The 17,195-nt window shown below is 60.2% G+C and carries 16 protein-coding genes; 6 read left to right on the top strand and 10 right to left on the bottom strand.

All coding sequences use genetic code 11. From position 1 onward, the window contains the following. Position 1 precedes the first annotated feature (1 nt). Both AB4N43_RS03980 and AB4N43_RS03975 read left to right on the top strand, forming a co-directional pair. The gene (locus tag AB4N43_RS03980) at positions 2 to 580 is read left to right on the top strand and encodes a hypothetical protein (RefSeq protein ID WP_059180966.1); all 579 of its coding nucleotides are present in this window, start codon (positions 2 to 4) and stop codon (positions 578 to 580) included. A 74-nt stretch (positions 581 to 654) separates the two neighbouring features. Further along, complete coding sequence (locus AB4N43_RS03975; protein ID WP_460153240.1) at positions 655 to 1,260, top strand: GGDEF domain-containing protein; 606 nt, start codon at positions 655 to 657, stop codon at positions 1,258 to 1,260. Here AB4N43_RS03975 and AB4N43_RS03970 read toward each other — a convergent pair. Together AB4N43_RS03970 and AB4N43_RS03965 are read right to left on the bottom strand one after the other, a co-directional pair. Continuing rightward, a complete protein-coding gene (locus AB4N43_RS03970) occupies positions 1,251 to 2,528 on the bottom strand; it encodes an amidase (protein WP_460153239.1) in 1,278 nt (425 codons plus the stop codon). The genes AB4N43_RS03975 and AB4N43_RS03970 overlap by 10 nt on opposite strands. Further along, positions 2,525 to 2,950 carry a VOC family protein gene (locus AB4N43_RS03965; RefSeq protein ID WP_460153237.1) on the bottom strand — a complete coding sequence of 142 codons (426 nt, stop codon included), beginning with the start codon at positions 2,948 to 2,950 and terminating at the stop codon, positions 2,525 to 2,527. Before AB4N43_RS03965 ends, AB4N43_RS03970 begins: the two co-directional genes overlap by 4 nt. A 114-nt stretch (positions 2,951 to 3,064) precedes the next feature. Between AB4N43_RS03965 and AB4N43_RS03960 the strand changes: the two genes are divergently transcribed. Further along, entirely contained in the window at positions 3,065 to 3,931 is an 867-nt protein-coding gene (locus tag AB4N43_RS03960; protein WP_027923380.1) for a LysR family transcriptional regulator, read from the top strand. 162 nt (positions 3,932 to 4,093) lie between these two features. Here the strand turns inward: AB4N43_RS03960 and fabI are convergent, their stop codons facing one another. The 8 genes from fabI to gloB all read right to left on the bottom strand — a co-directional run bounded on the left by fabI (position 4,094) and on the right by gloB (position 14,798). Then, positions 4,094 to 4,888 (bottom strand): enoyl-ACP reductase FabI, encoded by a 795-nt coding sequence (fabI, locus tag AB4N43_RS03955; RefSeq protein ID WP_027923381.1) that lies wholly within the window; start codon positions 4,886 to 4,888, stop codon positions 4,094 to 4,096. Positions 4,889 to 4,912: 24 nt separating this feature from the next. After that, on the bottom strand, positions 4,913 to 6,520 hold the full coding sequence (locus AB4N43_RS03950) for an ABC transporter ATP-binding protein (RefSeq protein ID WP_194939571.1): 1,608 nt from the start codon (positions 6,518 to 6,520) through the stop codon (positions 4,913 to 4,915). Position 6,521: 1 nt separating this feature from the next. Continuing rightward, entirely contained in the window at positions 6,522 to 7,541 is a 1,020-nt protein-coding gene (locus tag AB4N43_RS03945) for an ABC transporter permease (RefSeq protein WP_027923383.1), read from the bottom strand. Between the two features lies 1 nt (position 7,542). Next, complete coding sequence (locus tag AB4N43_RS03940; RefSeq protein ID WP_027923384.1) at positions 7,543 to 8,616, bottom strand: microcin C ABC transporter permease YejB; 1,074 nt, start codon at positions 8,614 to 8,616, stop codon at positions 7,543 to 7,545. 4 nt (positions 8,617 to 8,620) lie between these two features. After that, positions 8,621 to 10,462 (bottom strand): extracellular solute-binding protein, encoded by a 1,842-nt coding sequence (locus AB4N43_RS03935; protein ID WP_027923385.1) that lies wholly within the window; start codon positions 10,460 to 10,462, stop codon positions 8,621 to 8,623. Continuing rightward, positions 10,459 to 12,291: an extracellular solute-binding protein gene (locus AB4N43_RS03930; protein WP_460153234.1), complete on the bottom strand. Its 1,833-nt coding sequence runs from the start codon at positions 12,289 to 12,291 to the stop codon at positions 10,459 to 10,461. The genes AB4N43_RS03935 and AB4N43_RS03930 overlap by 4 nt, the downstream gene beginning before the upstream one ends. 194 nt (positions 12,292 to 12,485) lie before the next feature. Beyond that, complete coding sequence (locus AB4N43_RS03925; protein ID WP_059180962.1) at positions 12,486 to 13,931, bottom strand: transglycosylase SLT domain-containing protein; 1,446 nt, start codon at positions 13,929 to 13,931, stop codon at positions 12,486 to 12,488. Between the two features lie 99 nt (positions 13,932 to 14,030). After that, positions 14,031 to 14,798 carry a hydroxyacylglutathione hydrolase gene (gene gloB, locus AB4N43_RS03920; RefSeq protein WP_059180961.1) on the bottom strand — a complete coding sequence of 256 codons (768 nt, stop codon included), beginning with the start codon at positions 14,796 to 14,798 and terminating at the stop codon, positions 14,031 to 14,033. Between the two features lie 65 nt (positions 14,799 to 14,863). Between gloB and AB4N43_RS03915 the strand changes: the two genes are divergently transcribed. The 3 genes from AB4N43_RS03915 (at position 14,864) to dnaQ (ending at position 17,082) form a co-directional block, all read left to right on the top strand. Next, positions 14,864 to 15,622 (top strand): methyltransferase domain-containing protein, encoded by a 759-nt coding sequence (locus AB4N43_RS03915; RefSeq protein WP_027923389.1) that lies wholly within the window; start codon positions 14,864 to 14,866, stop codon positions 15,620 to 15,622. Between the two features lie 90 nt (positions 15,623 to 15,712). Further along, positions 15,713 to 16,165 carry a ribonuclease HI gene (rnhA, locus tag AB4N43_RS03910; protein ID WP_008028618.1) on the top strand — a complete coding sequence of 151 codons (453 nt, stop codon included), beginning with the start codon at positions 15,713 to 15,715 and terminating at the stop codon, positions 16,163 to 16,165. Positions 16,166 to 16,323: 158 nt separating this feature from the next. Next, positions 16,324 to 17,082: a DNA polymerase III subunit epsilon gene (gene dnaQ / locus AB4N43_RS03905; protein ID WP_027923390.1), complete on the top strand. Its 759-nt coding sequence runs from the start codon at positions 16,324 to 16,326 to the stop codon at positions 17,080 to 17,082. Positions 17,083 to 17,195 lie beyond the last annotated feature (113 nt).

Here is a 17,195-nt window from a genome sequence, read left to right as displayed (position 1 = left end):
CATGAAACGACATCTGATGTTGGGCGCGGTGCTGTTGATTGGTCTGGCGGGCTACGCCGAAGACCTGTTTGCGGACGACAAGGAAGCGATCAAGGCATTCGATACGGTGCAGAAAGTCTTTCAAAGTCCGCGTTGCCAGAACTGCCATATTCCGGGGGATTCGCCGTTGCAGTTCGATGCCGGAACCCCGCATGCCATGAACGTGGTGCGCGGGATGGACGGCAAGGGCGCGGCCGGACTGCCCTGTGCAACCTGTCACGCCGAGGCCAATCCGCCGGCCAGTTACGGGCCGCACGCGCCACCGGGCGCGCCGCACTGGAGCCTGCCGCCCGCGTCGCACAAGATGGCCTGGATCGGCCTGCCGGCGGACAAACTGTGCGCGATGATCAAGGACCGCGCCAGCAATGGCGACCGTGATTTCGCTGCACTGATCAAACACGTCAGCGACGACAAACTGGTGCTGTGGGGCTGGAATCCTGGTGAGGGCAGGGCACCGGTGCCGGTGCCGCACGACATTTTTGTCACGCAATTCAAGCTGTGGGCCGAGGCGGGTGGCCCTTGTCCGGTGCTGGGTAGCTGACCGGCGGTCCGTTAACAGGGAGTCAATGCAGGTATGGCCGACTCTAAAGACCATACCCGCCACTGGAGTGAGTCATGTTGATCCCAGGCAAACCGGTGAAAAACGGCGTTCGCGCTGATCCATTGCGTTCGCCACAACAGGAGCGTCAATTACTGCGCGACCTGGCCCACAAGGCTGAGCAAGAGCTGATGGGCGTGCAGATGGCGAGCATGGATGAGTTGACGCTGCTGCCCAACCGCCACGGTTTCACCGTATTGGCCCAACAGGGGCTGGACGCCTGCCAGCAACTGGACAAACCGACGACGCTGTTGCATTTCAAGCTCGATGAGCTCAAGCACATCAACTATCTGTATGGCCGCGCCGAGGGCGACCGTGCGCTGAAAACCTTCGCGGATGTGCTGCGAATCGCGTTTCGCGAAAGCGATGTGGTCGGCCGGCTCGGCAGCGACAAATTCGTTGCCTTGCTGCTGGGTTCAAGCATTGTGGATATCGCCGCTATCCGGGCGCGACTCGAAGAAATACTCGCTGAGCGTAACGCCACGGTGCATCGCCGTTCTGACCTGCACTTCAGTCTCGGACAGATCGAATGTGAGCAGCAGTTGCATCAGTGCGCGGAAGAACTGCTGGCTGTGGTCGATGAGGCCATGCGCGATGGAAAATCGCTGTCAATTCAGGGTTGAGCGATACTTTGCAAGTCCGCGGCTACGTGCTCGGCGGTACGCAATAAGTGACCATCGTCTCTGAACCGTCCGATCAGCTGTAACCCGATCGGTAGACGACCTTCGACGCGATTCAAGGGAAGGTTGATCTGCGGCCAGCCAAACGCTCCCCAGAACTTGATGAAGTCTGACGGTCCGGTGCTTTCAAGGCCGACAGGCGCGACCATCCCGCAGGAGGCGCCGAGCATGGCGTCGAAGGGTTGGCAATGCTCTTCCAAAACTGGTGCAAGTCGGGCCAGACGTGCCTTGGCAGCTGACTCCTGTTCCCAGCTGGTCGCCGCCGCTCGCTCGAACATGGCCAATGTCGAAGGGCTCAATTGAGTCCGGTGCCGTTGAAATTCCTTTGCCAGCGAACGGGCGCCTTCGCAGTCATTGATCAGCTGATGGTTGTCGAACACCCCGGCAAATTCATCGGGTAGCCGGACGTCGCTCACTTGATGACCGGCGTTTCTTAGCTGATCCGCAGCCTGTTCCAGAGCTTGAGCCACTTGCGGGTCAACTTGAACCCAGCGTGATGTGCGGCAGAAACCCAATCGCAGTGGACGCCGCTCGACGTCAGGTACGACGAAACCAGGGATCAGCACTCGCGCCACCAACTGCAGATCGCGCACCGATCGACCATACCAACCCACGGTGTCGAAGCTCGGCGCCAGCGGTTTTACCCCTTCCAGCGACACCAGCCCCAGCGACGGCTTGAAGGCAAAGAGGCCGCAGTAGGACGCCGGCTTGAGCAATGAGCCAGCGGTCTGGGTGCCCAGCGCCAATGCAAAGAAACCCGCTGCCATCCCTGCAGCCGAACCCGCGCTGGAACTGCCTGGCGTGCGAGCGAGGTCATGGGGGTTGCGGGTTGGACCGGTCTGCATATAGGCAAACTCGGTGGTGTGGGTCTTGCCCATGATCAGCGCGCCGGCCTGGCGCAGCAGTGTAACGACGTGGGCATCCCGGGACGGTTGATGGCCGGTATAAATGGGTGAGTGAAATTGCGTGGGGTACTCAGCGGTGTCGAAGATGTCCTTGATGCCCACGGGCACGCCGGCCAGCAGCCCTTGACCCTTGTTCTGCGCGGCATCGGCGCGTACCTGTCGGGCGTCGAACGAGACGAAGGCCTGAATATCCGGTTCCTGCGCAAGAATGCGCTCGATCATCGATTCTGCAATGGCGAGAGGCGTCGTCTCACCGTTGATCACCGACTCGCTGAGACGCGTGGCGTCCGGGGCGAGGCGGGTCATTTGGCAAACAACTGACTGATGTCCTTGAACGCCTTGAACTCCAGCGCATTCCCGCAAGGGTCGAATAGGAACATGGTGGCTTGTTCGCCCACCAGGCCCTGAAAGCGAATGCCCGGTTCGATCACGAACGCCGTGCCCAGCGCGGTCAGCCGCTGCGCCAGCGCTTCCCATTCATTCATGCTCAAGACCACGCCGAAATGCGGGACAGGCACGTTATGGCCGTCCACGGCATTGGTGTGCGCGGCTTCCTGAGAAGCGTTTTTCGGCGCGAGGTGAATCACCAGTTGATGGCCGAAAAAGTTGAAATCGACCCAGTGATCGCTGCAACGACCCTCTTCCAGGCCAAATACCTCACCGTAAAAATTTCGCGCGGCGGTCAGGTCATACACCGGGATCGCCAAGTGGAAAGGGGACAATTGCATCGATCAAGCCTCGGATGGTCGTTGTGTGACGCTGAGTTTAGCGCTGTGCTTTTTGATTAAAAGACGATAGTTTTTGCGTCGAGCTCAAATTATTTCGATCAATCAGGGGCGATCATGCTGCGCGAACTCAAGACGTTCATTGCCGTGACGCGGTACGGCACCTTTGCGGCGGCCGGGATGCACATTGGCCTCACGCAGTCGGCGGTCAGCGCGCAAATGCGCAATCTGGAGCAGGCGCTGGGTATCCGGTTGTTCGACCGTACGGGGCGCCAGGCGATTCTTAATGCGGCGGGGCAACGGGCGTTGCCGATGGCCAGGGAGATGCTGGAAACGTTCAGCCGCATGGCAGTCAGTGATGACGTCAGCGAGTATCGCGGCGAGTTGAAGATTGGTGCTGTGGCCACGGCTCAGACCGGGTTGTTGCCCCAGGCGTTGTTGCGCTTGAGGCAGCAGGCACCGCTGCTGGAGCCGAAACTGGTGCCGGGCGTGTCGCTGAATCTGTTGAGTCAGGTGGACACCAGTGAGGTGGACCTGGCCATTTTGATCAAGCCGCCGTTTGAGCTGCCCAAGGAGTTGTCGGCGCAGGTGATTCGCCGGGAACCGTTCGTGCTGATCGTTCCGATGGACCTTGAGGGCGATGACCCATTACACATCCTCGCCAGTCATCCCCATGTGCGCTATGACCGCAACTCGTTCGGCGGACGTCTGGTGACACGGTTTCTGCGTGAACAGCAGATTGACGTGCACGTGGCGCTGGAGCTGGATGAACTGGAAGCCATTGTGAAAATGGTTGAGTGTGGGTTGGGCGTGTCGCTGCTGCCGGAAGCGGGATTGTGGCTGGAGTATGGGGCGAAGGTCAGGATCATTCCGTTGGGTGAGTTGACGTTTTATCGGGAGATCGTGCTGCTGCAGCGTTATAGCCAGCGTACGCAGCCGATCCAGCAACTGTTCGCCCAGTGCCTAAACACAAATCCCGTGTAGGAGTGAGCCTGCTCGCGATAGCGGCCTAACATTCAAAACAGATGTCGACTGATACACCGCTATCGCGAGCAGGCTCACTCCTACAGTGGGATCGCATGGTTTCTGGAATCGCAGGCAAAAAAAACCCGCCAGATCGGCGGGTTTTTCACGACTAACCGAAGATCACTCTTCGATGTTGCCCATGGCGGTGGTGTTGAAGCCGCCGTCTACGTACATGATTTCGCCGCTGATGCCGGACGCCAGGTCCGAGCACAGGAAGGCGCCGGCATTGCCGACTTCGTCGATGGTGACGTTGCGACGCAGCGGGGTTTGCGCTTCGTTGGCAGCCAGCATCTTGCGGAAGTTCTTGATGCCGGAAGCGGCGAGGGTGCGGATCGGGCCAGCCGATACGCAGTTGACGCGGGTGCCGTCCGGGCCCAGGGAACCGGCCAGGTAACGTACGCCAGCTTCCAGCGAAGCCTTGGCCATGCCCATGACGTTGTAGTTCGGCATGGTGCGCTCGGCGCCCAGGTACGACAGGGTCAGCAGGCTGCCATTGCGGCCTTTCATCATTTCGCGGCCGGCTTTGGCCAAGGCCACGAAGCTGTAGGCGCTGATGTCGTGAGCGATGCGGAAACCTTCACGGGTGGTGGCTTCGGTGAAGTCGCCGTCCAGTTGGTCGCCCGGAGCGAAGCCGACGGAGTGCACGATGCAATCCAGGCCGTCCCACTTCTTGCCCAGTTCAACGAAGACCTTGGCGATTTCTTCATCGCTGGCCACGTCGCACGGGAAGCACAGGTCAGGGTTGGAACCCCAGCTCTGGGCGAACTCTTCGACACGACCCTTGAGTTTGTCGTTCTGATAAGTGAAGGCAAGCTCAGCGCCCTCGCGATGCATGGCGGCAGCGATGCCGGATGCGATGGACAGCTTGCTGGCGACACCGACGATCAGTACGCGCTTACCGGCGAGAAAACCCATGTGTTGCTCCTCTCTTTCAGGTTATTACGCAGTGGCTGGTGCCAGGAAAGCGGCTTCCAGCAACTGCTGTGTATACGGATGTTGGGGGGCGGCAAAGATACTTTGCGCGTCTCCCTGTTCGACCACTTGGCCATGCTTGACCACCATCAGCTGGTGGCTCAGCGCTTTGACGACAGCCAGGTCATGGCTGATAAACAAATACGTCAGGTTGTACTTGGTTTGCAGTGAACGCAGCAGCTCCACCACTTGGCGTTGGACGGTGCGGTCGAGGGCCGACGTCGGCTCGTCCAGCAAAATCAACGCCGGTTTTAGCACTAATGCCCGGGCAATGGCGATTCTCTGCCGTTGCCCGCCGGAAAATTCGTGGGGGTAGCGGTGCCGGGTTTCCGGATCCAGACCTACCTCCTTCAATGCCGCAATAATCGCCTGTTCCTGCTCCGCCTCGGTGCCCATCTTGTGGATCCGCAGGCCTTCGCCAACGATCTGGCTCACGCACATCCGCGGGCTCAGGCTGCCGAACGGGTCCTGAAACACCACCTGCATCTCGCGGCGCAACGGTCGAACTTCGTTCTGCGTCAGGCAGTCTAGCTGCTTGCCTTCAAAACGGATCGTGCCTTTGCTGCCGATCAACCGCAAAATCGCCAGGCCGAGCGTCGATTTGCCCGAACCGCTTTCACCCACGATCCCCAAGGTCTGCCCCTGAGGCAGGCTGAAATTGATCCCGTCCACCGCTTTGATGTGGTCAACGGTCTTTTTCAGCAGGCCTTTCTTGATCGGGAACCAGACTTTCAAGTCCTCGACTTGCAGCAATGGCGGCCCGATAACATTGGTCGCCGGCGTGCCGCTGGGCTCCGCTGCCAGCAGTAACCGAGTGTACGGATGCTGCGGCGCGCGGAACAACTCTTCGCACGATGCCTGTTCGACGATGCAACCGCGCTGCATGACACATACGCGATGTGCAATTCTTCGCACAAGGTTCAAATCGTGGCTGATCAGCAGCAGTGCCATGCCCAGACGGGCCTGTAATTCCTTGAGCAATTCGAGGATTTTCAGCTGAACGGTCACGTCCAGCGCGGTGGTCGGCTCGTCGGCGATCAGCAATTCCGGCTCATTGGCCAAGGCCATGGCGATCATTACCCGCTGGCGCTGGCCACCGGACAATTCGTGGGGCAGGGCTTTCAGGCGTTTTTCCGGCTCGGGAATCCCGACCATCTCCAGCAGTTCCAGGGTGCGCTTGGTCGCCACTTTGCCGATCAGGCCCTTGTGGATGCCCAGCACCTCGTTGATCTGCTTTTCGATGGAATGCAGCGGGTTGAGCGACGTCATCGGCTCCTGGAAGATCATCGCGATCCGGTTGCCGCGGATGTGGCGGATCGTCTTCTCTCCCATGTTCAGCAGGTTGTGCCCGGCGTACTCGATGGTGCCGGTCGGGTGCCGCGCGATCGGGTAGGGCAGCAGCCGCAGGATCGAGTGGGCCGTGACCGACTTGCCGGAACCGCTTTCACCGACCAGCGCCAGGGTTTCGCCGCGGCGGATGTCAAAGCTCACACCTTCGACCACGCGCTGAGCACGCTCGCCGATACCAAACTCGACGGACAGGTCGCGCACTTCGATCAGATTGTCCTGATTCATTTCACTTCCTCGGGTCGAAGGCATCGCGAGCGGACTCGCCGATAAACACCAGCAAACTCAACATCAATGCCAGCACCGCAAACGCGCTGATGCCGAGCCATGGGGCTTGCAGGTTGGATTTGCCTTGGGCCACCAGCTCGCCCAGCGACGGCGCGCCGGGCGGCAAGCCGAAGCCGAGGAAATCCAGCGCGGTCAGGGTGCCGATGGCGCCGGTCAGGATGAATGGCATGAAGGTCATGGTCGAGACCATGGCGTTGGGCAGGATGTGGCGGAACATGATCGCGCCGTTCTGCATCCCCAGCGCCCGCGCCGCGCGCACGTATTCGAGGTTGCGCCCGCGCAGGAACTCGGCGCGCACCACATCCACCAGGCTCATCCACGAAAACAGCAGCATGATCCCCAGCAACCACCAGAAGTTTGGCTGCACGAAACTGGCGAGGATGATCAGCAGATACAGCACCGGCAACCCGGACCAGATTTCCAGGAAGCGTTGCCCGGCGAGATCCACCCAGCCGCCATAAAAGCCCTGCAAGGCCCCGGCAATCACGCCGATGATCGAACTGAGAATGGTCAGGGTGAGGGCGAACAACACCGAAATCCGGAAACCGTAAATCACCCGCGCCAACACATCGCGCCCCTGATCGTCGGTGCCCAGCAGGTTATCCGTCGACGGCGGCGCCGGGGCCGGGACTTTCAGGTCGTAGTTGATGCTTTGATAGCTGAACGGAATCGGCGCCCACAGCACCCAGGCGTCCTTGGCCTTGAGCAGTTCGCGGATGTACGGGCTCTTGTAGTTGGCTTCCAGCGGGAATTCGCCGCCGAAGGCGGTTTCCGGGTAGCGCTTGAGCGCCGGGAAGTACCAGCCGTTGTCGTAATGCACCACCAGCGGTTTGTCGTTGGCGATCAGCTCGGCGCCGAGGCTCAGGCCGAACAGCAGCAGAAACAGCCACAGCGACCACCAGCCACGCTTGTTGGCCTTGAACAGTTCGAAGCGACGTCGATTGAGCGGGGACAGGTTCATCTCAATGCTCCCGGCTTTCGAAGTCGATGCGCGGATCGACAAAGGTGTAGGTGAGGTCGCCGATCAGTTTCACCACCAGGCCGAGCAAGGTGAAGATAAACAGCGTGCCGAACACCACCGGGTAATCGCGATTGATCGCCGCTTCAAAACTCATCAGCCCGAGGCCGTCGAGGGAGAAAATCACTTCCACCAGCAACGAGCCGGTAAAGAAAATCCCGATGAATGCCGACGGGAATCCGGCGATCACCAGCAACATGGCGTTGCGGAATACATGGCCGTACAGCACGCGATGGCGGGTCAGACCCTTGGCCTTGGCGGTGACCACGTACTGCTTGTTGATCTCGTCGAGGAAGCTGTTTTTGGTCAGCAGGGTCATGGTCGCGAAGTTGCCGATCACCAGCGCCGTCACGGGCAAGGCCAGGTGCCAGAAGTAGTCGAGGATCTTGCCGCCCATGCTCAGTTCGGCAAAATTATTCGAGGTCAGCCCACGCAACGGGAACCAGTCGAAATAGCTGCCGCCGGCGAACACCACGATCAGCAGGATCGCAAACAGGAACGCCGGAATCGCATAGCCGACGATGATCGCCGAACTGGTCCAGACATCGAAGTGGCTGCCGTGCCGCGTCGCCTTGGCGATCCCCAGCGGGATCGACACCAGGTACATGATCAGCGTGCTCCACAACCCGAGGGAGATCGATACCGGCATCTTTTCCTTGATCAGGTCGATCACCTTGGCATCGCGAAAGAAGCTGTCGCCGAAGTCCAGCGACGCATAGTTCTTCACCATGATCCACAAGCGTTCCGGCGCCGATTTGTCGAAGCCGTACATGTGCTCGATTTCTTTCACCAAGGCGGGGTCCAGGCCCTGCGCGCCGCGATAGGCGGAACCGGCCACCGACACTTCGGCACCGCCACCGGCAATGCGGCTGGTGGCACCTTCAAAGCCTTCGAGCTTGGCGATCATCTGCTCCACCGGCCCGCCGGGCGCAGCCTGGATGATCACGAAGTTGATCAGCAAGATGCCGAACAAGGTCGGAATGATCAGCAGCAGTCGCCGAAAAATATACGCCAGCATCTGATTACTCCGTGCCCGCAGGGTCGGCTTGCAGTTTGGTTTCGACTTCTATCGCCGGTGTCGCGTCTGGCTTGACCCACCAGGTGTTGATGCCGATATCGTACTTGGGGGAGATTTTCGGATGACCGATGTGGTTCCAGTACGCCACGCGCCACGTCTTGATGTGCCAGTTGGGGATCACGTAATAACCCCATTGCAGCACGCGGTCCAGTGCGCGGGCATGGGCCACCAGACTTTTGCGTGAATCGGCGTTGATCAGTTGCTCGACCAATTGGTCCACCACCGGGTCCTTGAGGCCCATGGAGTTGCGGCTGCCGGGTTTGTCAGCGGCGGCCGACATCCAGAATTCACGCTGTTCGTTGCCGGGTGAACTGGACTGCGGGAAGCTGCCGACGATCATGTCGAAGTCCCGTGAGCGCACGCGGTTGATGTACTGCGAGACGTCGACGCGGCGGATCACCAGGTCGATCCCGAGGTCGCTGAGGTTGCGCTTGAACGGCAGCAGCACGCGCTCGAATTCGGTCTGGGCCAGCAGGAACTCGATGGTCACCGGTTTGCCGGTGGCGTCGACCATTTTGTCGTCGACGATCCGCCAGCCGGCCTCTTGCAACAGGTGATAGGCCTGGCGCTGGTGGTCGCGAATCATGCCGCTGCCGTCAGTCGTCGGGTTCTCGAAGGCTTCGCTGAACACTTGCTCGGGGATCTTGCCGCGAAACGGATCGAGGATCGCCAGTTGATCGGCATCCGGCAGGCCGGTGGCGGCCATTTCCGAGTTCTCGAAATAGCTGCGGGTGCGCGCGTAGGCGCTGTTGAACAACTGTTTGTTGGTCCATTCAAAGTCCAGCAACAAGGTCAGGGCCTGGCGCACGCGCACGTCCTGGAACACCGGGCGACGCAGGTTGAACACGAAACCCTGCATGCCGGTGGGGTTGCCGTTGGGGATCTGTTCCTTGATCAGCCGGCCTTCGGTAACGGCCGGAACGTTGTAGGCGTTGGCCCAGTTCTTCGCAGTCATCTCCAGCCAGTAATCGAACTGCCCGGCCTTGAGTGCTTCCAGCGCCACGGTGTTGTCGCGGTAGTAATCGGTGGTCATCACATCGAAGTTGTAGAACCCGCGATTGACCGGCAAGTCCTTGCCCCAGTAATCCTTGACCCGCTCATAGCGAATCGAGCGTCCAGCCTTCACTTCGCTGACTTTGTACGGGCCGCTGCCCAACGGCATTTCCAGGTTGCCCTTGTTGAAATCGCGGTTGGCCCACCAGTGTTTGGGCAATACCGGCAACTGGCCGAGGATCAGCGGCAGCTCTCGGTTGTTGGAGTGCTTGAACTTGAACAGCACGGTGAGCGGGTCTTCGGCGACCGCTTCCTCGACGTCGTTGTAGTAACCGCGATACAGCGGGGCGCCGTCCTTGGTCAGCATCTGGAAGCTGAACACCACGTCTTCGGCGCGAATCGGATGGCCGTCGTGGAAGCGCGCTTCAGGGCGCAGGTAGAAACGCACCCAACTGTTGTCCGGGGCTTTCTCGATCTTGCCGGCCACCAGGCCATATTCGGTGAACGGTTCGTCCAAACCTTGCCGGGCGAGGGTGTCGTAGATCATGCCGATATCGTCGGCCGGCACGCCCTTGCTGATAAACGGGTTGAGGCTGTCGAAGCCACCGAAACCGGCCTGGCGAAAGATCCCGCCCTTGGGTGCATCCGGGTTCACGTAGTCGAAATGCTTGAAGTCGGCCGGGTACTTCGGCGGCTCGTTGTAGAGGGTCACCGCGTGTTGCGGGGCGGCGCAGGCCAGCCCGGCGAACAGCAGTCCGCTGGCCTGCAACAGCAGGGTGCGTACGGGTTTCATTGATCTTTCTCCGAAGACTTCAGCCACCACGCGCTCAGGCCCAGGGTGTAGGGCGGCGTGGTCACAAAGGCGAACCGGTTGCGGTAGGCCAGGCGATGATAATTGAGGTACCAGTTGGGAATGATGTAGTGCTGCCACAGCAGCACGCGGTCAAGGGCTTTGCCGGCGGCGACTTGTTCGTCGCGGCTCTGGGCGGCGAGCAGTTGTTCGAGCAAGTGATCGACCACCGGGTTGGCGATACCGGCGTAGTTTTTACTGCCCTTGACGCCAATCTGGCTGGAATGGAAATACTGCCATTGCTCCAGACCCGGACTGAGGGTCTGGTTGAGGGTCATCAAGATCATGTCGAAGTCGAACTGATCGAGGCGCTGTTTGTACTGGGCGCGGTCAACGGTGCGCAGTCGTGCGTCGATGCCAATGCTCGCGAGGTTTTCGACGTAGGGCTGGAGGATGCGCTCCAGGTTCGGGTTGACCAGCAGGATCTCGAATCGCAGGGGTTGCCCGACGGCATTCTGCAATCGCTGGCCATTGAGCTTCCAGCCGGCCTCAGCGAGCAGCCCAAGGGCTTTGCGCAGGGTTTCCCGGGGGATGCCGCGACCGTCAGTGTGCGGCAGGCTGAACGGCTCGGTGAAGAGCTTGGCGGGTAACTGCTCGCGATAGGGCTTGAGCATCAGCCATTCGTGCCCGACCGGGAGCCCGGTGGCTTCGAATTCACTGTTGGGGTAGTAACTCATCGCGCGCTTGTAGGCGCCGCTGAACAGCGTGCGGTTGGTCCACTCGAAATCGAACATCAACCCCAGGGCTTCGCGGACTTTGGTCTCGGCGAAAGTCGGGCGTCGGGTGTTCATGAACAGGCCCTGACTCTGGGTCGGGATCTGATGCGGGATCTGCGCCTTGATCACGTCGCCGCGGCGCACGGCCGGGAAGTTGTAGCCGTTGTCCCAGTTCTTCGCCTGATGCTCGATGTAAACGTCGAACTCGCCGGCCTTGAACGCTTCGAAGGCGACGTCGCTGTCGCGGTAGAACTCGACTTCCATGCGATCGAAGTTGTACTTGCCGCGATTGACCGCCAGGTCCTTGCCCCAGTAATCCTTGACCCGTTCGAAAACGATCTGCCGTCCGGGCGTTACTGATGTGATGCGATACGGCCCGCTGCCCAGAGGCGGCTCGAAGGTGGTGGCCTTGAAGTCGCGACCTTTCCAGTAATGTTGCGACAGGACCGGTAATTCGCCGAGGCGCAGGATCTGCAATGGGTTGCCGGCGCGCTTGAACACAAAACGGATGCGTTGCGGGTTAAGGATGTCGACCCGCGCGACTTCCTGAAGGCTGGTGCGGTACTGCGGATGACCCTCCTTGAGCAACAAGCGGTAGGAGAACGCGACGTCGTAAGCGGTGATCGGCGAACCATCGTGGAACCGCGCTTCGGGCCGCAGGTTGAACACCACCCAACTGCGGTCCTCGCTGTATTCCACCGATTGCGCGATCAGGCCATAACTGGAGGTCGGTTCGTCGCCGGACGGTGCGTACTGGCCGGTGCCGACCATCAGTGGCTCATTGAGCTCGTTGATGCCGTACTGCAGGAAGTTGGGGGTGGAAACCGGGCTTGAGCCCTTGAAGGTATAAGGATTGAGCGTATCGAAGGTGCCAAACGCCATCACCCGCAACGTACCGCCCTTGGGCGCTTGCGGGTTGACCCAGTCGAAGTGGGTAAATCGGGCCGGGTACTTGAGCGTGCCGAACTGCGCATAACCGTGGCTTTCGCTGATCGTCGCGCTTGCGGGGGAGCTGAAGGCCAGGCTGATCAGGAGCAGGAGGAGGGGACGCTTCAAGTCAGAGATCCGATCCAGGCGGCTTGGGCATTGTGGCCCGTACAGTAACAGCTTGTATCGACAGGAAAAAGACAGGGGGTTAATGCAGGGTTAATTGAACTTGCGGGCCCATGTGGCAGCTGGCGAAGCCAGCGGCTACAGGGCATAGTGAAAACCTTCAGGCGAAAAAGAGCCCCTGAATTCAGGGGCTTTTTTTAGCGTGGCGAAGACACCACCAGCATCTGCCCAGGCTTCAACGCCTGGCCAACGCGCGGGTTCCAGCGCTTGAGGTGCTGCATCTCGACGTTGAAGCGCTTGGCGACGATGTACAGCGAATCGCCTTGCTGGACCTTGTACTGGGTCTGCGGCTTCTTTTTGTCGGCTTTGCTGTTGGCGGCGACGACCGTGTTGACGCGACCGTTGCTGCGCTTGGTCGTGTCCTGCATCACCAGGGTCTGCCCCGTCTTGAGGTGCTTGCCCGTCAACTTGTTCCAGCGTTGCAAGTCTTCGACGTCGACTTTATTGGCCTTGGCGATCGTGCCGAGGTTGTCGCCGCGTTTGACCCGGTAAGTGGTGCGCTTGACGCTGGCGAGTTGAACATCGTCTGCGCCTTCAAAGACCGGTTTGCGAGGCTTCTTGCTGATCAATTCTTCCGGACGCATGGTCGACAGACTGGTGGTCAGCAACTGCGCCTTGGACGTTGGCACCAGCAAGTGCTGGGGGCCATCGAGCGTGGTGCGCTGTTTGAACGCCGGATTGAGCTGGAACAGTTCGTCTTCGTCGATGTTGGCAACCTCGGCAACCTTGGACAGGTCCATGCGCTGGTTGATTTCGACGACCTGGAAGTACGGTTCGTTGGCGATCGGGCTGAGGTTCACACCATAGGCTTCGGGCGACAGGACCACTTGCGACAAGGCCAGCAGCTTCGGCACGTAAGCCTGGGTTTCCGCTGGCAGCGGCAGGTTCCAGTAATCGGTCGGCAGGCCGAGCCTTTCGTTGCGCTCGATGGCCCGGCTGACGGTGCCTTCACCAGCGTTATAGGCGGCGAGGGCGAGCAGCCAGTCACCATTGAACATGTCGTGCAGGCGGGTCAGGTAATCCATGGCCGCGGTGGTCGAGGCGGTAATGTCGCGTCGGCCATCATAGGCACGGGTCTGGCGCAGGTTGTAGTAACGCCCGGTGGAAGGGATGAATTGCCAAAGACCCACCGCGTCGGCCCGGGAATAGGCCATCGGGTTGTAGGCGCTTTCAATCACTGGCAGCAGCGCCAGTTCCAGCGGCATGTTGCGTTCTTCAAGGCGTTCGATGATGTAGTGAATGTAGAGGCTGCCGCGCTCGCCAGCGTTTTCAAGGAACGACGGGTTACTGGCGAACCACAGTCGCTGTTGCTCGATACGCGGGTTGACGCCCAGGCCGTCCTGCAACTGGAAGCCCTGGCGCATGCGCTCCCAGACGTCCTGCGGTACTTGCGGCGAGGGTTTTTCGCTGAGCCAGATCGGTTTCTGTTTGGCGCGAGCGGCGATATTCGGGGTATGTGCCGCGTCGGTCTGCGGCACATGGCTGGAACAGCCCGCCAGAGTGGCGGACACAGCCACCGCGATGGCTTGAGCCAAGCGGGTCAATGCGTCTGAATTGATGGCTTTACGAATAGATGACGACATTGGCTGGAAGTAAGTTCCGGGCAAAAATGTCGGCCGATTCTAGAAAGGGTACCCCCTGCGGTCAACCATTCAGAATTTTCATTGCAATAGCATGACGGCCTAGAACGTATCTTTCCAAGCCCGCAACGCAGCAAAAACCGCACTCGGAGCCCGGTTATCGGGACCATTCCGTTCGTCCACTTTTTCTTTAACAGATGTTTCATCAACCCTTAAAAACGGGTTGGTGAGCTTTTCCAGGGCCAGGGTCGACGGCAGGGTCATGATTCCGGCTGCGCGTTGTTGGGTCACTTTGGCGAGGCGCTCGGCGGTGTCGAGGTTTTCTGGCTCGACCGCTGCGGCAAACTTGAGGTTGCTCAGGGTGTATTCGTGGGTGCAATACACCAGCGTATCTTCGGGCAACGCCGCCAGGCGTGCCAGAGAGGTGTGCATCTGTTCCGGCGTGCCTTCGAACAAACGGCCACAACCGGCGGCAAACAGGGTGTCACCGCAGAACAGCAAGCCATGGTGGTAGTAGGCAATGTGCCCCAGGGTATGGCCGGGGACGGCGTACACGTCGAAGTCCCAGCCGAGCACGCTGACCCGGTCGTTGTCCTTGAGCGCGACGTCCCGCGCCGGGATGGATTCGCTGGCGGGGCCGTAGACGGTCGCGTCTGTCGCTTTTTTCAGCTGCTCGACGCCACCGACGTGGTCATGGTGGTGATGAGTGATCAGAATATCGCTCAATACCCAACCCGGATGCGCCGCAAGCCAGGCCTGCACGGGCGCGGCATCGCCCGGATCGACCACGGCGCAGCGCTGGGTGCGGTGGTCTTGTAACAACCAGATGTAGTTGTCGGTGAAGGCGGGCAGGGCACTGATCTGTATCATCGTCGGATTCGCCAAGCGGAAAACAATGGCGCATCTTAGAACTTCCTGGCGCGTTGGAGAATGCAATGACCGATAAAGCGTTCGCTCAGGCTGATCCCGAGTGGCTGACATTGATCAGCGCGGCCCGTGAATGGCTGTCCGGCCCTATCGGGCAATTTTTGCTGGACGAAGAACGACGCATGCTCGAAGACGAGTTGGGGCGTTTCTTCGGCGGTTACCTGGTGCATTACGGTCCTTCGGCCCAGACGCCACCGTCTGCTCCGCAAGTACAGCGCAATGTGCGCCTCGGTGCGCCATTGCCCGGTGTCGAGATCGTGTGTGAAGAGCAAGCCTGGCCGTTGAGCGAGCACGCCGCTGACGTCGTGGTGTTGCAGCATGGGCTGGATTTCTGCCTGTCGCCCCACGGTTTGCTGCGCGAAGCGGCGAGCAGCGTGCGGCCCGGCGGGCATTTGCTGATCATTGGCATCAACCCCTGGAGCAGTTGGGGCCTGCGCCATGTGTTCGCCCATGACGCCCTGCGCAAGGCGCGCTGCATCTCGCCGTCACGCGTCGCCGACTGGTTGAACCTGCTGGGTTTCGCGCTGGAGAAACGCCGCTTCGGGTGCTATCGTCCGCCGCTTGCGTCACCCGCCTGGCAAGCTCGTCTGGCCGGTTGGGAGCGCAAGGCCGGTGACTGGCAACTGTCGGGCGGCGGCTTCTATTTGTTGGTGGCGCGCAAGATTGTCGTGGGTTTGCGTCCACTGCGTCAGGAACGACGCGAACCGATGGGCAAGCTGATTCCCTTGCCGATGGCCAAGGTCAATCGCCGTCGCATCGACCCGTAATACCTTTTATTTTCCCGGCCGGGTCAGTCCCGGCCTCGGGCATCGTCGATCACGAATCGGCGAGCCACCGCATTTTCTGGATAGATTGGCATGAGCGATAGCGTAGAACTCTTCACCGACGGCGCCTGCAAAGGCAACCCGGGCCCTGGCGGCTGGGGCGCACTGCTGGTGTGCAAAGGCGTTGAAAAGGAACTGTGGGGCGGCGAAGCCAATACCACCAACAACCGCATGGAACTGATGGGTGCGATTCGTGGCCTCGAAGAGCTCAAGCGCTCCTGCGACGTGCTGCTGGTGACCGACTCACAGTACGTGATGAAAGGCATCAACGAATGGATGGACAACTGGAAGAAGCGCGGCTGGAAAACAGCGGCGAAAGAGCCGGTTAAAAATGCTGATTTGTGGAAGCTGCTGGATGAGCAGGTCAATCGCCACAACGTCACCTGGAAATGGGTGCGTGGGCACATCGGTCACCACGGTAACGAGCGGGCTGACCAGTTGGCCAACCGGGGCGTGGATGAAGTGCGCGGCTACAAACAGGCATAAATCTACACTGATCGTTCCCTTGTTCCGCGTGGGAACGATCAATCCCTGCAGGAGCGAGCTTGCTCGCGATAGGCAAAACGCGGTGTCTCTGAAAGACCTGGGCGAGCGTGTTAACATCGCCGCTTTTGCACGATTGACCCGTTGAGAGCTGAGCACTGATGGCCACCAGATCCGTTGTACTCGATACCGAAACCACCGGCATGCCGGTGACAGACGGCCACCGGATTATCGAAATCGGTTGTGTCGAGTTGATCGGTCGGCGCCTGACCGGTCGGCATTTTCACGTTTACCTGCAGCCGGATCGCGAGAGTGACGAAGGCGCCATTGGCGTCCACGGCATCACCAACGAATTCCTGGTGGGCAAGCCGCGTTTCACCGAAGTGGCCGATGAGTTTTTCGAGTTCATCAAAGGCGCGCAGCTGATCATCCATAACGCGGCGTTCGACGTTGGTTTCATCAACAACGAATTCGCCCTGATGGGCCAGCACGAGCGTGCGGACATCACACAACACTGCTCGATCCTCGATACCCTGATGATGGCCAGGGAACGTCACCCTGGGCAGCGCAACAGCCTCGACGCCTTGTGCAAACGGTATGGCGTCGACAACTCGGGCCGTGAACTGCACGGCGCTTTGCTCGACTCCGAGATCCTTGCCGACGTTTACCTGACCATGACCGGTGGCCAGACCAGCCTGTCGCTGGCCGGTAATGCGTCAGACGGTAATGGCTCCGGCGAAGGCGCGGACAACTCCGCCACCGAAATCCGCCGCTTGCCAGCCGACCGCCCACGCGCCCGAATCATCCGCGCCAGCGAAGATGACCTGGCCCAGCATGTCGCACGTCTTGAAGCCATCGCGAAAGCCGCCGGTGCCCCGTCACTGTGGCAGCAACTGGCGGACGCCAAGGCCCAGGCCTGATTTGTAGCAGCCTTGCGGTGCTCGTCAGCTGCTACGGGGCGTGTTTGGGCTGCCGGTGACCCAGTTTGGGGCATCGCCACTCGCCACATTTGCCTCAACCCTCTACCCTGAGG

This window comes from Pseudomonas sp. S2_B07 (genome assembly GCF_054668435.1).
Note: the sequence above shows the minus strand (reverse complement) of the source record. Positions and strands in the feature narration are given on the sequence as shown.

What these genes read in the sequence shown, in the direction of transcription:
- AB4N43_RS03940 (WP_027923384.1), bottom strand. Translation starts at nt 8,616, where the DNA reads ATGCTGGCGTATATTTTTCGGCGACTGCTGCTGATCATTCCGACCTTG.
- AB4N43_RS03925 (WP_059180962.1), bottom strand. Translation starts at nt 13,931, where the DNA reads ATGTCGTCATCTATTCGTAAAGCCATCAATTCAGACGCATTGACCCGC.
- AB4N43_RS03950 (WP_194939571.1), bottom strand. Translation starts at nt 6,520, where the DNA reads ATGAATCAGGACAATCTGATCGAAGTGCGCGACCTGTCCGTCGAGTTT.
- AB4N43_RS03945 (WP_027923383.1), bottom strand. Translation starts at nt 7,541, where the DNA reads ATGAACCTGTCCCCGCTCAATCGACGTCGCTTCGAACTGTTCAAGGCC.
- AB4N43_RS03975 (WP_460153240.1), top strand. Translation starts at nt 655, where the DNA reads ATGTTGATCCCAGGCAAACCGGTGAAAAACGGCGTTCGCGCTGATCCA.
- gloB (WP_059180961.1), bottom strand. Translation starts at nt 14,798, where the DNA reads ATGATACAGATCAGTGCCCTGCCCGCCTTCACCGACAACTACATCTGG.
- AB4N43_RS03915 (WP_027923389.1), top strand. Translation starts at nt 14,864, where the DNA reads ATGACCGATAAAGCGTTCGCTCAGGCTGATCCCGAGTGGCTGACATTG.
- dnaQ (WP_027923390.1), top strand. Translation starts at nt 16,324, where the DNA reads ATGGCCACCAGATCCGTTGTACTCGATACCGAAACCACCGGCATGCCG.
- AB4N43_RS03970 (WP_460153239.1), bottom strand. Translation starts at nt 2,528, where the DNA reads ATGACCCGCCTCGCCCCGGACGCCACGCGTCTCAGCGAGTCGGTGATC.
- AB4N43_RS03935 (WP_027923385.1), bottom strand. Translation starts at nt 10,462, where the DNA reads ATGAAACCCGTACGCACCCTGCTGTTGCAGGCCAGCGGACTGCTGTTC.
- rnhA (WP_008028618.1), top strand. Translation starts at nt 15,713, where the DNA reads ATGAGCGATAGCGTAGAACTCTTCACCGACGGCGCCTGCAAAGGCAAC.
- AB4N43_RS03980 (WP_059180966.1), top strand. Translation starts at nt 2, where the DNA reads ATGAAACGACATCTGATGTTGGGCGCGGTGCTGTTGATTGGTCTGGCG.
- fabI (WP_027923381.1), bottom strand. Translation starts at nt 4,888, where the DNA reads ATGGGTTTTCTCGCCGGTAAGCGCGTACTGATCGTCGGTGTCGCCAGC.
- AB4N43_RS03965 (WP_460153237.1), bottom strand. Translation starts at nt 2,950, where the DNA reads ATGCAATTGTCCCCTTTCCACTTGGCGATCCCGGTGTATGACCTGACC.
- AB4N43_RS03960 (WP_027923380.1), top strand. Translation starts at nt 3,065, where the DNA reads ATGCTGCGCGAACTCAAGACGTTCATTGCCGTGACGCGGTACGGCACC.